We start from the raw sequence: 13,544 nt of genomic DNA, 5'->3' as shown, positions 1-13,544 counted from the left end.
AGCCACTCTTAAATATCTCGGACAACGCTTTCCCGAATCCTTGACTTATTTTTTTGTCCGATTGAGTACCCTCGGTTGCTTAGTCTCTCATCTCCTAATTCACAACTTGCAAAATTCTTGTCCCACCAGTTCATCATTTTCTTCCCTGCTTTTGCTTGATTTTACTACTTTAACCCCATCTGCACCCTTTATCTGAAAGTCTCTTCTGGTCTGCCTTTTAAAGATCCCGTGAAAAGTAAGGTATAACAGGGGTTACGAAGATTACGCAGAGATCTAAGAGCCGTGAGATATACGGCTCTTAGGCAAAGTAATTAAACTTTGATAATCCAAGCATCGCGAGTATCTTTGCTGACAAAGGCGGCTGGAACTACGTTCAGGCTAACGCCCAAGGATTGGAATGCGGCGCGAATCACCGTAGCGTGAGAAGCTTCGGTGGAACCAATGCTCGCTCCTGCGGTAATGAGATCGGGATTTTTGAGCTTAGCAACTTCTCGTCCATACGCGATCGCGGCATCTACTTCTAACGAAAGCGCCAACTTGGCAATATTCACATCGGAATCCAGATTCCCCTCTCCTCTTTCGATGTAAGGCGTAACGGTTTTGAGATATTCGGTCTTAGACATTACGGGCATCCCACCGAGTTGTCGAACGACGCTGGCTAATAAATCGCGATGGGCTTTATGATCGGCTTGATTGGCTAGGGCGATCGCCAAAACTGCTTTCCCCACAGCGCTATCGGTGAGTTTACCTGCGGCAAAGCCATAGGCCCAAATTGCTTGATGCTCGTAAAATAATGCATTGTTGAGAACCTTAATGTCATTAGCGACATCATCATTTTTAGGTTGCGCAATCACCGCAGGCACCACTGCCGCACTAGCTGCCACACCCATGGCTCCAAATAGCCCTGCTTTGATTAATTGACGACGCGAAGCGGAACGAGAAGATCTTTCTGTTCTAGACATGGTTTTCACCAGATAATATAGTTTAAGAATTGGTTGTGATTATCAGCGATCGCAATTTGACATTCTCTAAGTAAGTGGGCTTAATTAAATATAAAACCCTAAAACCTGCGGCGCACGCTGCGCGTGCGCCGCAGGTTTTAGATCTGGATTTTAATTATGCTGAAGTAGTTATACCAATTCACTGAAGTGAGCCAACACTTCAGTGAATTAAAAAACAAACTCAGTAAGGTTTTGAGATTTCCAAAATTGCGCTGCCATTTTGGAAATTGGTATTAGTTCATTGTACAAGTTTAATACCAATTCATGAAAGTGTGATAACACTTTCATGAATTAAAAACCAAATGTAATAAGAGTTTTTAAGTTAAGAAATGGCGTAGCCATTTCTTAACTTGGTATAATATATTGATTTATTGATATTAGTTTATAGTGAGTGAAATCGAAACTATGGAATGCAGAAGCAGTTGCTCGGACGACGGAGAATATCCAGATTTCTGTTTTCAAGCAGCTAATAACGATTTTATCTATAACAGTTTCAGAAGGCATCCAGTCTATACAAGAATTGTGGAAACTGTATCCAAACAAGCTGGGAAAGATTATCTACAGATTGCTCTTTCCAAACAAAGCGAATTAGCAAATTACCTTCCAAATTTTGTATCTAGCGAAAAAGTCGGTTCTCCAAACACTTTTCCCTACAAACATAGTTTCTTTTCTCCTAAGTATAGTTTCTCTCCCACAACCTTAAGATACATTAATGTTTTAAGCGATTTGCTACATTTTTTCGGTGACTTAAATGGCAAACGCATTGTGGAAATCGGTGGTGGATATGGTGGACTTTGCAAAATAATTTCTGATTTTTATCGCGTCAATTCCTATACATTGATCGATCTGCAACCATGCTTACAGCTTAGCAAAAGATTTTTAAATGACCTTTCAGTCCCTAACGTAGAATACCTAACTGAAGAAGATTTAAGTCATGACAATGAGTATGATTTAGTAATTAGTAACTATGCCTTTAGCGAGATCAAACGGGAAATTCAAGATGTATATATGGAAAAAGTTATCCAAAAATCTAAACGAGGCTATTTACTCTGTAATTTTGCCAGCCACACTTGGGATAGCAGTCAGATGTCTGGGCAAGACTTTAAGCAAAGGATTGATGGCGTAGTATTATTTAAGAACGAGCATCCTCTGAGTCAACTAGATAGGGCTTGCGGTATTGAATTAATAGTTTGGGGGATGGAAAAAATTGCTAAGAGCCAAATATAATGCATGTTGAAGAGTGCTGTTTCGCTTTACTAAGTCATATTCTTCCTGAAGTTGATAACGACAGATCGGGGTTAACCATCGATATTGGGGTAGGCACATTTGCTTTCTACTGTTTGCTTTTCAAACAGCTAGGGTTTACTTCGATCGCTGTGGAGCCAGTCCCAAATGACGAACTAAAACAAATTTGCGATCGCGAGGGAATCAAATTATGGGAAAGCTGTATCACTGAGACAGATGGAATGGTCAGCATTTATATGGGCACTTGGAAAGGCTCTGAAAACACAAATCTTTGCTCAACTCGTTCGGATTGGTGGGGAATTGAGAATAAATCTAAACAGGTTATGTCGATGACTTTACCTACCCTTCTCAAGCAAGAAATAGTAAACAAAATAACTTGCATGAAAATAGATATTGAAGGGACTGAAATTGATGTGATTAATCAGTTATTAGATATTCCTTATACCCTATTGCCATTAGTTTTAATGTTTGAGTATGGGGGAGGCGATCTAAAATCTAGCAAGCAAGGTGGATGGACTCCTAATATTTATAGCAGTACTCTTAAATGTTTAGAAATTTTGAAGTCCCTAGATTATAAGGAAATAATTTTAATTGATTCCGCTCCTGAATTCTCTGCAAAAGTTTATAATTTATTCAGCCTTCATTCTTTTGATGAAATATTCCCAGAATATGCTAACTATGGAAATATAATTGCTAGCCGCGATCGCATTCTGAGCAAACTCGATTTAGATAGAATTACATCTAAATTCGTCTCTACTAATGCAAACAATACTTCTACCCAATTAAATACAAATATAAATATAAATATATTGGCAAGGATATTAAATAAAATAAAACGATATTTCTCTTGACATTTACGATGCTAATTTTTCAGCAATCAGGTCGATTGGGTAATCAGATATTTCAGTACGCCGCACTTCGGCAATTATGCAGATCTGAAGACGAACTCATACTACTAGGATTTAGCGAACTTCAATCAGTTTTTACAGGAATAAAAGCCAAAATAATCAATGGTAATAGTCCTAGATGGGAAAGGGCTATTTATTACCGAATCTATAGATTCATGTCATTCTTAGCTCAGAAAAAAATTGTTACTACAATCAAAGAATCTAATGAATGCCCAGAAATAATATTGAATTTTGGAATATCCAAAAAAATTTTCTTCGCGGAAAAAGCCTACTTTCAAAGTGAATTATTTTTTCAGAGAGAAACTATCGACATATTGAAATTAAAACCCGAATTATTATCTTTTGCCCAACAATTATTATTGAACTTAACTCAAGGAAGAACGCCTATATTTGTTCATATTCGCAGGGGAGATTATCTAGCATGGAGAACAAAGTCACACCCCGCAGTCTTACCAGCATCCTATTATCAAAATTGTATTAATATAATTTGTGCTAAAATTCGTGATCCATTTTTTGTGTTCGTCTCAGACGATCCTTTTTATGTCAAAGATGTATTTGGAGATTTAGAAAATGCCTATATTTCCTATGGATCGAGCATTGAGGATTTTGCTGTAATGACTCAATGTAAAGGTGGGATCCTGTCCGCAAGCAGTTTTGCTTGGTGGGCTGCATACTTAGTAAGAATGAGACAGCCTGATTCATTTTTTTTAGCCCCAAAGTATTGGATAGATCATCGCTTAAACTCTTGGTTTCCTAGTTTTATTGAATCTAGTTTTTTAGATTACATAGATGTATATAAGTAACTGGGCTTAATTAAATATAAAACCCCAAAACCTGTAGCGCACGCGCAGCGTGCGCTACAGGTTTTGATTCTGGGTTTTAGTTATGCCAAGCTACTTAATAAATGCAATTTTAGTTTCCCGTAAAATTATTTTAAATAATTTATGCCCTGTTCCAGTGCTGTCGTATTCTTTATATTTCGTCGCCCAGATTTAACTGCGAGAGTATTTGATATTATTCGTCAAGCTCAGCCCACTAGGTTATTCATAGTTGCAGATGGTTTCCGTAATGAAAACGAAGAAATCTTATGTCAAAGAACTAGGGAAATAACAGAGAAAATTGACTGGAATTGTGAAGTTTCACGCAATTACTCAGACATCAATTTAGGATGTCGCGATCGCATTTATTCAGGCATAAATTGGGCATTTGAGTATGTAGACGAGGCAATAATTTTAGAAGACGATTGTCTCCCGCATCTTTCATTTTTCCAATACTGCGAAACCCTTCTTAAATATTATCGTGATGATCAACGGGTTATGACCATTAGTGGTAGTAATTTTCAAGACGGAAATAAGAGAACTCCCTACAGTTATTACTTCTCAAAATATCCCCATAGCTGGGGATGGGCAACATGGCGAAGAGCTTGGAAACATTGTGACTTACACTTAGAGAACTGGCTAGAATTCACAAATTCGGGACTACACAAACAAGTCTTTAGTGATGAGTACGAACAGCAATATTGGTTAAGAATTTTTGAGCGGATGTGGTCAGAGCAACCCAAAGATATTTGGGACTATATGTGGATTTTTTCTTGCTGGTCACAAGCAGGATTAACTATACTACCAAATGTTAATTTGATATCAAATATCGGGTTTGGTAAAGATGCCACCCATACTTATATGGAGAGCTATCTTGCTAATATGGAAATTGCTGATATTGAGATAATCCGCCATCCCCCTTTTGTGGTTAGACATGTAGAAGCAGATTGTTATACTTTCGATCATGTATTTGGCGGAAAAGCTATAAAAGAAATAGCTAGAAAGCAAAATAGCTTTATCGGTAAAACAAAAAGTAAGATCCGACATTTAGGAAGTAAATTCAAATCTTTATTCGCTATCAAAAAGGCAATTTAATATAATTGTAAAAACTTTTTGACTATGTGTTGACTATGTGTTGACTATGTAGCTGGGCATCATTAAAATCCAGATCTAAAACCTGCGGCGCAAGCGCAGCTTGCGCCGCAGGTTTTAGGGTTTTATATTTAATTAAGCCCACTTACTATACAAAGTTTATATATGCGCTTTCAAAAATGAAATGAAATATCTTAATCTGGGTTGTGGCAAACGATTTCATCCATCTTGGACAAATATTAATTTCTCATCTACAGATGAAAATGTTATTCCCTATGATTTAAAAAAAGGAATTCCCTATGCAGATGAATCATTTGACATAGTTTATCATTCTCATCTGTTAGAACATCTATCAAAAAACGAAGCCAAAGCATTTACTAAAGAGTGCTATCGAGTCTTACGCCATCAAGGAGTATTGCGCGTGGTCGTACCAGATCTTGAACAAATTACGAGATTGTATATCAATTGCCTAGACAATACTAGTAACAACTTTCTGGAACAAGAACAAAATTATGAATGGATTTTGCTAGAAATGTATGATCAAACGGTAAGAAATCAAACTGGAGGAGAAATGATTAATTTTCTTTCTAGGAAAGATATCCCTAATCAGGAATTTATCATTAAACGTTGTGGCTCTGAATTTAAACGCATTATATTGGCTTCTCAAAAAACAGATTCTCAAAAAACGGATTCTCAAAAAATAGTCGTTGATGAAAGCTCCATAAAAAAGCTAGTAAAGCATCTTTATCGTCTATTGCGATATCCTGAATATCGCCATCAAGCCTTACTTAAACTGATTCTTAAACCTATAGAGTTAGAAGCATTGAGCATTGGTCAGTTTAGGCAAAGTGGAGAAGTTCATCAATGGATGTACGATCGCTATTCGTTATCTAAACTGTTACAAGAAATTGGGTTAGAAAAAATAATAAAGAGAACTGCGCATGAAAGCTATATATCCAACTGGACGAGCTTTAATTTAGATACTGAACCTGATGGTTCGATTTACAAACCAGACTCCCTATATATGGAAGCGATCAAGCCATCCCTATGAATATTCTACATATTAATCAATCTGATATTGGTGGTGGAGCGGCTATAGCTGCGTATCGCCTGCATCAAAGTTTACTAGCAAAAGAAGGAGTGAGTTCTAAGTTACTGGTTGGTGAGTCCTTAATTTCCGATCCTAGAGTAGATATAATCCACCAGAATATCCATTTAAACAAACAGTTATTTCGCTTTAATGGCAGATTGGGTTTACTTTATATCAATATCTTGAGCACATTTGATATTCCCAATCATCCCTTTTATCAAGAAGCCGATATTTTAAACTTTCATAATCTTCACGGAGCAAATAGTTGGTTTAATTATTTAGCGATTAGCAAAATTACCCAAAATAAGCCAACCGTTTTTACCCTACATGATATGTGGGGATTTACGGGACATTGTGCCTATAGCTATGATTGCGATCGCTGGAAATCTGGCTGTGGCAAATGCCCCTATCCAAATATCTATCCATCTATTTATCGTGACAATACCAACCTTGAATGGAAACTCAAAAATTGGGTTTATAGTAAATCAAACTTAGTCATAGTTGCGCCGAGCCATTGGCTAACCGAACAGGCTCAAGCAAGTATGCTCGGTCGATTTCCCATTCACCACATTCCCTATGGTATTGATACAGATGCCTACCGACCTTTAGATCGGCAATTGTGCAAAGCCGTACTAGATATTCCTCAGGATAAAAAAGTGCTTCTATTTGGAGTAACTAGCCTTAAAGATCATCGCAAAGGAGGAGATTTATTACTAAAGGCTCTAAAACAATTACCCCCATCCCTGAAATCAAACATAGTGCTTCTTACTTTTGGTAATAGCAATGAAGCTTTTAGGTCAGAATTGGGTATGCCAATAATTAGCTTGGGCTATATTAATAGCGATCGCTTGAAGTCTATTGCTTACAGTGCAGCGGATCTATTTATCTTGCCCACTCGTGCCGATAACTTACCGCTGGTGCTACAAGAGAGTATGTCCTGCGGTACGCCAATGGTTTCGTTCGATATTGGTGGCGTAAGGGATATAGTGAGACCTTCAATCTCAGGATATTTAGCAACCCCAGAAAATACTGAGGATTTCGGACATGGAATTGTTAAATTGTTAGAGGATGACAATCTAAGGCTAAATATGAGCAAAAACTGTCGCGCGATCGCTGTTGAAGAATATCCTCTGCACCTACAATCTGATAGATATACAGAATTGTATCAACAAATTCTTCTATGAAAAAGATTATTCAAGCAATTCCATTTCAATTAAAAATAAAGCTCCGAAGCCTCGGGTGGGGAAGAATAAACTATTCACACTTAAAGCATTTAATTCACTATTTAAATATTGATTTTTCTAAGAAAGATACTTCAAAAAAGTTTATTTTCCCAAATGATGAATTGCTGACAAAACAACTAAGTTACGAGCTAACAAACTATAGTCCTTATCGCCATCAAGAATTTGTCATCGAAATCCAAGAACCTGTAATTATAGAACCGCTCATGGGTGGAGTAATCGCCAGAGGTAATAAAATTGTTGAAGAATGCTATGCCTTACCTGAAGGAAATGAGGTACCGCTACCATATCTACCCATGGCAATATATAAAATAAATCAATCCACATTGAATTTTCAAGAAGCTATTTCTCTCCGTCATCCATGGGGAGACAACAACTACTTTCATTTTTACAATGACATTTTACCTAAGCTAGGATTATTATTAGATCTAAATTTATTGCTCAATCACCCCATAATCGTCAGCAAAAAGCTCTACAACACCTCCTATTTTCAAAGTGCAATTCAACAGGCAAAACTTAAACATCTCCATTGGATTGTCCAAGACAAAGAATATATAAGAATAAACAATTTGATTACCATTAGAGCCCATGAGCTAACTCCTCAAGGAATCGAAAGAAATCTCAAGCTTTTAAATATTACGAAAATCCACAAAAAGCAAAATAGAAAAATATTTCTTATACGTACTTCTAGCAATCAAAGGAATCTTACTAATCGTGAAGAAGTAGTTAGAATATGCCTTGAATTAGGCTTTGAATGTATCGATTGCAGTAAACTATCTCTACAAGAACAAATCGAAATATTTGCCAATGCAAGATATATTGTAGGCGAGCATGGTGCAGCATTTGCCAATATTATCTATCGTAATAGTGGATGTTTAGATATATTAGAGATCTTTCCACCCCATCATATTTCCACCTGTTATTTCGTCATTTCCCAATGTTTAGGCTTTAATCATTATGTCTATCGATGTCAAATCGGCTCTAGAGACTCATACACTCTAGAACCAATTAAGTTTGAGAGAATGTTACAACAGATTTTACTATCAAATTAATTTTGTGGTGATTAGCAATGAGATTAACATTAGAAACAAGTCTATCTAAAGCAATCAACAGGGAAATAACCGCTTGGCGTAAAATATTTTTGGATAGTGAAACCTCTTTACAAGAAAAGATTTTTAAAGGCTGGAGACAGATTATTAGCTATGCCTACAATATCTATTGGCGTACTGGTAATGAATGCGAACAGTGGATAAGAATTGTCATGAATCGCGAAACTACCATACTAATTGAAAATATCAATCCTGCGGAGTTAGATGTTTTAGAAATATCTGGGAAAGAATGGCAGAAGTTTCCTTTCCGCTCTTATAAAAGCCTGAGTTATCCAGATTTAGATATTTGCAGTCAAAAACTAGAAGAAAAATTTGATTTAATTATAGCCGAACAGGTTTTTGAACATCTACTATGGCCCTATCGCGCTGGAAATAACGTATATGATATGGTGAAACCAGAAGGTTACTTTTTGATTACAGTCCCTTTTTTAATTAGGATACATCACTGTCCAGTTGATTGTACGCGATGGACAGAAACAGGATTAAAATATTTTTTAGCTGAATGTGGATTTCCTCTCGAAAATATTCAAACTGGTTCTTGGGGTAATCGGCAATGTTTACTTTCTCATGCTAAAGATGGTATTTGTGAATATTATATTAAGTATTGGCATAGTCTTAAAAATGAAGAGTTATATCCTGCAAGCGTTTGGGCATTAGCAAAAAAATAAACGGTTATGATACTAAATGTAAATTCAAAATTTCAGACCTTGAGGCATTTCTTAAAGCGCATCAAATCAAAAATATTTCCGTCGTCTTTTGGGAATTACAATGAAATTAATTTGTCTTTTGAGGAACAATGCAATGCAAATATTTCATTCTCTCAGTTTGGTGAAGATTTACTTGTCATCCGTTTTTTACGTAAATTAGATCCCCAAAAAGGTATCTACGTAGACTGCGGCGCTTTCGATCCTATAACAATCTCCAATACCTTACTTCTTAATAAAAAAGGCTATAAAGGAATAAATATAGATATAGACCAAGATAAAATAGATAAACTTAACAGATATAGACCAAATGATTACAATGTTTTGGCTGCTTTATCAGATTCAGAACAGGAACTCAAGCTACTTAGATATTCAGGTCGAGCAACCAATAGAATCATCGATCTAGCATCTTTAGAAACAAATTCTATTATTGGGGAGCAGCCTCTACAGGAGGAAATCATTACAACTTCTTTATTAACTGATGTGATAGAATCTTCCCCCTTTGCTAATCAGGAAATTCACTATCTAAATATAGACTGCGAAGGGCATGATTTAAACGTTCTTATGGGCTTAGATTTTTCTAAGTATTCACCTAAAGTAATTTCTGTTGAGGTTCATAGTGAACCCTACCCAAATGCTATTCAAGAATTTCTTTTTGCGCGGGGATATCATCTAGTCGCAATGACTGATGGAAATAAAATTTTTGCATCAAAAGACTTGCAATGGTAGCCATAATCTATGTATAAAACAAATGAAGCTAATTCTATTAATTGATATTTCTACTTGGAAAGGTCATCATAGGATCTACTTTCAAAAAGTTTTATTAGCTCTCCTACAGCAAGGTTTTTATGTTTATGCTTCATGCGAAGATAATGTAAATCTCAATAAATGGATACGAGAATTAAACCTGCAAAACTGCCAAGTATTAGATTCAAATCTTTCGTTAATAGATAAGTCTATCTTTAAAATATTATCTTTTATTGATAGTATTTGTTTGAAATTATACCCAAATACATATGTTCAGTACGCCTCGATTGTCAGTCTGCTATATACCAAAAACCTATTAAAACAAATTGGGCAACAGACACCTATTTTTTTTACCCATGCTGATTCAGCCATTCCTTCTGTTCCTAGCTGGTTTGCCAAATTACTGTTACCGACACAGTGGCTAGCCCTTTATATTCAGCCATCGTTTCAAGCCCAAATATCATGGGGAAAAAGAAAAAGTCGGCAAAGGTTTCTCGCAGAACAACTGTTTTCACTCCCTTCTTGTAAAGGTGTACTTTTACTTCATCCAGTTTATACGAGGTTTTTTAGGCTCCGATTTCAACAAGACAAATTTTTCTTGCTGCCAGAGATAGTTGATGTAGCTGTCAATCCCAGCTCTAAAATTGCCGATCGCATCAAAGTTTTAGCTAATAACCGCAAAATTATTTCCATCACTGGCTCTTTACTTCCCAAAAGGAATTTAGAACTATTTTTGCAATCAGTTCAAAAACTAAATCCTAATAAATATTTTATTCTCGTCATTGGTCATTTAAATCCTCCTAACTATACTGAAGAAGAATTAAAAAGAATCAATGAACTCGCATCAAACCTATTCAATAACTCTTATATTAGATTTGATTACTACATTGAAAAAGAAGAGGAATTTAATCAACTCCTAGAGATTTCAGATGTGATTTACCTTCAGTACTTAAACCATTCCCATAGTAGTAACATACTAGCTAAATGTATAAAACTTAAGAAGCCTGTAATTGTGGGCAGTGGCTATATTATGCAGAAAATAATTAATGCTTATAATTGGCAATCCATAGTGCCTGAAAAAGTCGAGCAAATCTCTGAATCGATTATTAATCTTATCAATCATTTTGAAGTTGATAAGGTTAAGTATGAGCTATTTTTAATGGATTACTCTGAAGAGAGATTTAACTTAGCAATTCAAAAAAGCACCAAAATGTTAATTTAATACCTGACAATCACATGAAAATACTCTACATCAATAAAATAGAAACCAATGCAGGTTGGGGATTTGAAACTTTTTTACATAAATCCTTAACCAAAATTAATATTGAAACAATTTGTCTTGATTACCAAAAAAATGCCTATGCTTTGTCTAAAGCTCTTCTTGAGATCGATGAAAACTTTGATGCAGTACTTTTAGAACGTGGTTGTGGTTATTTAATCCCTTTAAGTATTTTAAAATCTATTCAGCGACCCAAATTTCTATTATTTACGGAACTGGTATCCCGTAACGTCAATCAACATTATTTACTCAAATCAGGGATATTCGAGCATGTTTTTTTTAGATCTTTGCCTTGTATGAAATGGGTCGCAGATCGAGGATGGCTTGCCCATTCTCAAATGAGTCTATTTCAGAGTGCCATCGATCCCGAATTTCATCGCACGATCCTAAATCTCAAGAAAGATATTAATATCCTTTTTGTTGGCACATTATTACCCAGACGCAAAAAGATTATTGGTGATTTACAAAAAGAGTTTTCAATTGTAACTTCCAATGCTTTTGGCATAGATATGGTTAGCATGATCAATCGCGCTAAAATCGTTTTAAATATCCATGGAGAAAACTTCTTAGACACTGAGACTAGAGTTTATGAAACTCTTGCTTGCCAAGGTTTTTTATTGACTGAAAAGCTTTCTTCTGAAAGTCCATTTACAAATAATCTCCACTTAGTAGAAGCAAGAGATCTGGATGATTTAAAGAATCAAATAAGATATTATTTAAAGCATTCCCTAGAAAGAGAGAGAATTGCGAGACTAGGATATGAGGAAGTTATAGCTTTTCATACTTTTGGAGATCGGGCAGAACAAATTAGACAAGTTATTGAGAGAGGTAATAGTCTTTTATTTGACAGTACAGATCCTTTAAAAAGAAGTATTTTACAATATACCCACCATTATGAATTATATGGTAAGATTAGGGATCTAACCTTAGAAATCCTATGGAAGCATCTAAGTATAATCAAACAAATTTTGTTTTATAAAATCAAGTTAATTAGTAAAAAAGCTGGAGATTAACTTCGTGAATATTGGCATTGTAACGATGTGGTTTGAAAGGGGGGCTGGATATGTTTCCCGTCAGTATCGTCAAATTTTGAATCAGAAGAATAAGGTTTTTGTATATGCGCGATCAGGTAAACATCTAAAAGGAGATCCGTTTTGGGATGACAGTAATATCACTTGGGGTAAATATAGCAACTTACCCGTGCCTACAGCGATCGATCGCTTAGATTTTGAAGCTTGGATTAAACAAAAAAAAATTGATATTGTTTTCTTCAACGAACAGCAATGGTGGGAGCCATTAGATTGGTGTCTTCATTTAGGAATAAAAACGGGCGCTTATATTGATTACTATACGGAAGAAACTATCCCTTTTTTTGCTGCTTATGACTTTTTAATTTGTAATACACAAAGACATTATGCTGCTTTTAGTTGGCATCCTCAAGTTTTTTATGTCCCTTGGGGAACGGATATCGACCTATTTAAACCACAAAATTTTAAACCTGTTGATTCTAGAAAAATTGTTTTTTTTCATTCTTGTGGCTATTCTCCCCAAAGAAAAGGAACGGATTTTATTATTCAAGCTTTTAATAATATTTCTAATTCCTCTAAATTAATTATTCACAGTCAAGTAGACTTAATTAGGGAAATACCCGAACAGAAAGATATTATCCAAGCATTAGAACAGAAAGACCTGCTCAAAATCATTAATAAAACTGTCTCTGCACCAGGACTATATCATTTAGGGGACGTATACGTTAATGCTTCAAGATTAGAAGGGCTGGGATTGCCATCAATCGAATCCCAAGCTTGTGGATTACCTCTAATTACCTGTGATCATCCTCCGATGAATGAATTTATGATTGAAGAAACTGGTCGAGCGGTTAGAATCGACCGTTTATGGAGTCGGAAAGATGGTTATTATTGGCCGCAATGTTCTCCAGAGATTAATAGCTTAACTGCCATTCTCGATAGTTATATAGAAAACTTTAGTTGTATTGCTGACCTCAAGCGTTTAACGCGCTTTCATGCTGAGCAGAGATTCAATTGGATGGATCGATACGATCTTATAAATGGCATTTTTGAAACCTCAACGGTAGATATTTCAAGAAAGAAAGATGCCGTTAAACAAGCCTTACTTTTTGAAAGAGATAGACAAGGAATTGTATATAGATTTGCTAAAAACTATCCTCTAGCATGGAACATTTATAGCTCTTGGCGTTACAAAAAAGGTAATTTCAGTCGCTAATTTTGTATAAGTAACGTCAGTTCGGGATAATTTGAAACGGGCTTTGAGAAAGGGTTTGCGTAGCAA

General features: G+C 35.7%; 14 protein-coding genes. 13 read left to right on the top strand and 1 reads right to left on the bottom strand.

Features of this window, described 5'->3' with window-relative positions:
- Nucleotides 1-196, top strand: a 196-nt coding sequence (locus PSE7429_RS27265) for a hypothetical protein (protein ID WP_233424370.1), incomplete at its 5' end; no start/stop codon positions are given.
- Between the two features lie 115 nt (nucleotides 197-311).
- On the opposite strand, the gene PSE7429_RS16295 is transcribed toward PSE7429_RS27265, so the two are convergent.
- A complete protein-coding gene (locus PSE7429_RS16295) occupies nucleotides 312-962 on the bottom strand; it encodes a ferritin-like domain-containing protein (protein ID WP_009628368.1) in 651 nt (216 codons plus the stop codon).
- A 444-nt stretch (nucleotides 963-1,406) separates the two neighbouring features.
- On the opposite strand from PSE7429_RS16295, the gene PSE7429_RS16290 reads away from it, so the two are divergent.
- The 12 genes from PSE7429_RS16290 to PSE7429_RS16235 all read left to right on the top strand — a co-directional run bounded on the left by PSE7429_RS16290 (nucleotide 1,407) and on the right by PSE7429_RS16235 (nucleotide 13,478).
- Nucleotides 1,407-2,228, top strand: coding sequence for a putative sugar O-methyltransferase (locus PSE7429_RS16290; protein ID WP_009628367.1), 822 nt, complete (start codon nucleotides 1,407-1,409; stop codon nucleotides 2,226-2,228).
- Entirely contained in the window at nucleotides 2,228-3,097 is an 870-nt protein-coding gene (locus tag PSE7429_RS16285; RefSeq protein WP_009628366.1) for an FkbM family methyltransferase, read from the top strand. Before PSE7429_RS16290 ends, PSE7429_RS16285 begins: the two co-directional genes overlap by 1 nt.
- Nucleotides 3,098-3,105: 8 nt before the next feature.
- The gene (locus PSE7429_RS16280; RefSeq protein ID WP_009628365.1) at nucleotides 3,106-3,957 is read left to right on the top strand and encodes an alpha-1,2-fucosyltransferase; all 852 of its coding nucleotides are present in this window, start codon (nucleotides 3,106-3,108) and stop codon (nucleotides 3,955-3,957) included.
- A gap of 141 nt (nucleotides 3,958-4,098) precedes the next feature.
- Nucleotides 4,099-5,067, top strand: coding sequence for a hypothetical protein (locus tag PSE7429_RS16275; protein ID WP_009628364.1), 969 nt, complete (start codon nucleotides 4,099-4,101; stop codon nucleotides 5,065-5,067).
- A 181-nt stretch (nucleotides 5,068-5,248) separates the two neighbouring features.
- Nucleotides 5,249-6,115: a class I SAM-dependent methyltransferase gene (locus PSE7429_RS16270; RefSeq protein ID WP_009628363.1), complete on the top strand. Its 867-nt coding sequence runs from the start codon at nucleotides 5,249-5,251 to the stop codon at nucleotides 6,113-6,115.
- Nucleotides 6,112-7,338: a glycosyltransferase family 4 protein gene (locus PSE7429_RS16265; RefSeq protein ID WP_009628362.1), complete on the top strand. Its 1,227-nt coding sequence runs from the start codon at nucleotides 6,112-6,114 to the stop codon at nucleotides 7,336-7,338. Before PSE7429_RS16270 ends, PSE7429_RS16265 begins: the two co-directional genes overlap by 4 nt.
- Nucleotides 7,335-8,447, top strand: a complete 1,113-nt coding sequence (locus PSE7429_RS16260; protein WP_009628361.1) for a glycosyltransferase family 61 protein — start codon at nucleotides 7,335-7,337, stop codon at nucleotides 8,445-8,447. The genes PSE7429_RS16265 and PSE7429_RS16260 overlap by 4 nt, the downstream gene beginning before the upstream one ends.
- A gap of 17 nt (nucleotides 8,448-8,464) precedes the next feature.
- Nucleotides 8,465-9,172, top strand: a complete 708-nt coding sequence (locus PSE7429_RS16255) for a methyltransferase domain-containing protein (protein WP_009628360.1) — start codon at nucleotides 8,465-8,467, stop codon at nucleotides 9,170-9,172.
- 111 nt (nucleotides 9,173-9,283) lie between these two features.
- A complete protein-coding gene (locus tag PSE7429_RS23800) occupies nucleotides 9,284-9,937 on the top strand; it encodes an FkbM family methyltransferase (RefSeq protein WP_158467647.1) in 654 nt (217 codons plus the stop codon).
- A gap of 22 nt (nucleotides 9,938-9,959) precedes the next feature.
- The gene (locus PSE7429_RS16245) at nucleotides 9,960-11,177 is read left to right on the top strand and encodes a glycosyltransferase (RefSeq protein ID WP_009628358.1); all 1,218 of its coding nucleotides are present in this window, start codon (nucleotides 9,960-9,962) and stop codon (nucleotides 11,175-11,177) included.
- Nucleotides 11,178-11,191: 14 nt separating this feature from the next.
- The gene (locus tag PSE7429_RS16240; RefSeq protein WP_009628357.1) at nucleotides 11,192-12,247 is read left to right on the top strand and encodes a glycosyltransferase family protein; all 1,056 of its coding nucleotides are present in this window, start codon (nucleotides 11,192-11,194) and stop codon (nucleotides 12,245-12,247) included.
- A 4-nt stretch (nucleotides 12,248-12,251) separates the two neighbouring features.
- Nucleotides 12,252-13,478 (top strand): glycosyltransferase, encoded by a 1,227-nt coding sequence (locus PSE7429_RS16235; RefSeq protein ID WP_009628356.1) that lies wholly within the window; start codon nucleotides 12,252-12,254, stop codon nucleotides 13,476-13,478.
- Nucleotides 13,479-13,544: the final 66 nt, after the last annotated feature.

The sequence above is a fragment of the Pseudanabaena biceps PCC 7429 genome (assembly GCF_000332215.1).
Lineage (GTDB): Bacteria > Cyanobacteriota > Cyanobacteriia > Pseudanabaenales > Pseudanabaenaceae > Pseudanabaena > Pseudanabaena biceps.
The sequence above is the reverse complement of the archived record's forward strand: the minus strand, read 5'-3'. Positions and strand labels throughout refer to the sequence as shown.

What these genes read in the sequence shown, in the direction of transcription:
- PSE7429_RS16295 (WP_009628368.1), bottom strand. Translation starts at nt 962, where the DNA reads ATGTCTAGAACAGAAAGATCTTCTCGTTCCGCTTCGCGTCGTCAATTA.
- PSE7429_RS16290 (WP_009628367.1), top strand. Translation starts at nt 1,407, where the DNA reads ATGGAATGCAGAAGCAGTTGCTCGGACGACGGAGAATATCCAGATTTC.
- PSE7429_RS16285 (WP_009628366.1), top strand. Translation starts at nt 2,228, where the DNA reads ATGCATGTTGAAGAGTGCTGTTTCGCTTTACTAAGTCATATTCTTCCT.
- PSE7429_RS16280 (WP_009628365.1), top strand. Translation starts at nt 3,106, where the DNA reads ATGCTAATTTTTCAGCAATCAGGTCGATTGGGTAATCAGATATTTCAG.
- PSE7429_RS16275 (WP_009628364.1), top strand. Translation starts at nt 4,099, where the DNA reads ATGCCCTGTTCCAGTGCTGTCGTATTCTTTATATTTCGTCGCCCAGAT.
- PSE7429_RS16270 (WP_009628363.1), top strand. Translation starts at nt 5,249, where the DNA reads ATGAAATATCTTAATCTGGGTTGTGGCAAACGATTTCATCCATCTTGG.
- PSE7429_RS16265 (WP_009628362.1), top strand. Translation starts at nt 6,112, where the DNA reads ATGAATATTCTACATATTAATCAATCTGATATTGGTGGTGGAGCGGCT.
- PSE7429_RS16260 (WP_009628361.1), top strand. Translation starts at nt 7,335, where the DNA reads ATGAAAAAGATTATTCAAGCAATTCCATTTCAATTAAAAATAAAGCTC.
- PSE7429_RS16255 (WP_009628360.1), top strand. Translation starts at nt 8,465, where the DNA reads ATGAGATTAACATTAGAAACAAGTCTATCTAAAGCAATCAACAGGGAA.
- PSE7429_RS16245 (WP_009628358.1), top strand. Translation starts at nt 9,960, where the DNA reads ATGAAGCTAATTCTATTAATTGATATTTCTACTTGGAAAGGTCATCAT.
- PSE7429_RS16240 (WP_009628357.1), top strand. Translation starts at nt 11,192, where the DNA reads ATGAAAATACTCTACATCAATAAAATAGAAACCAATGCAGGTTGGGGA.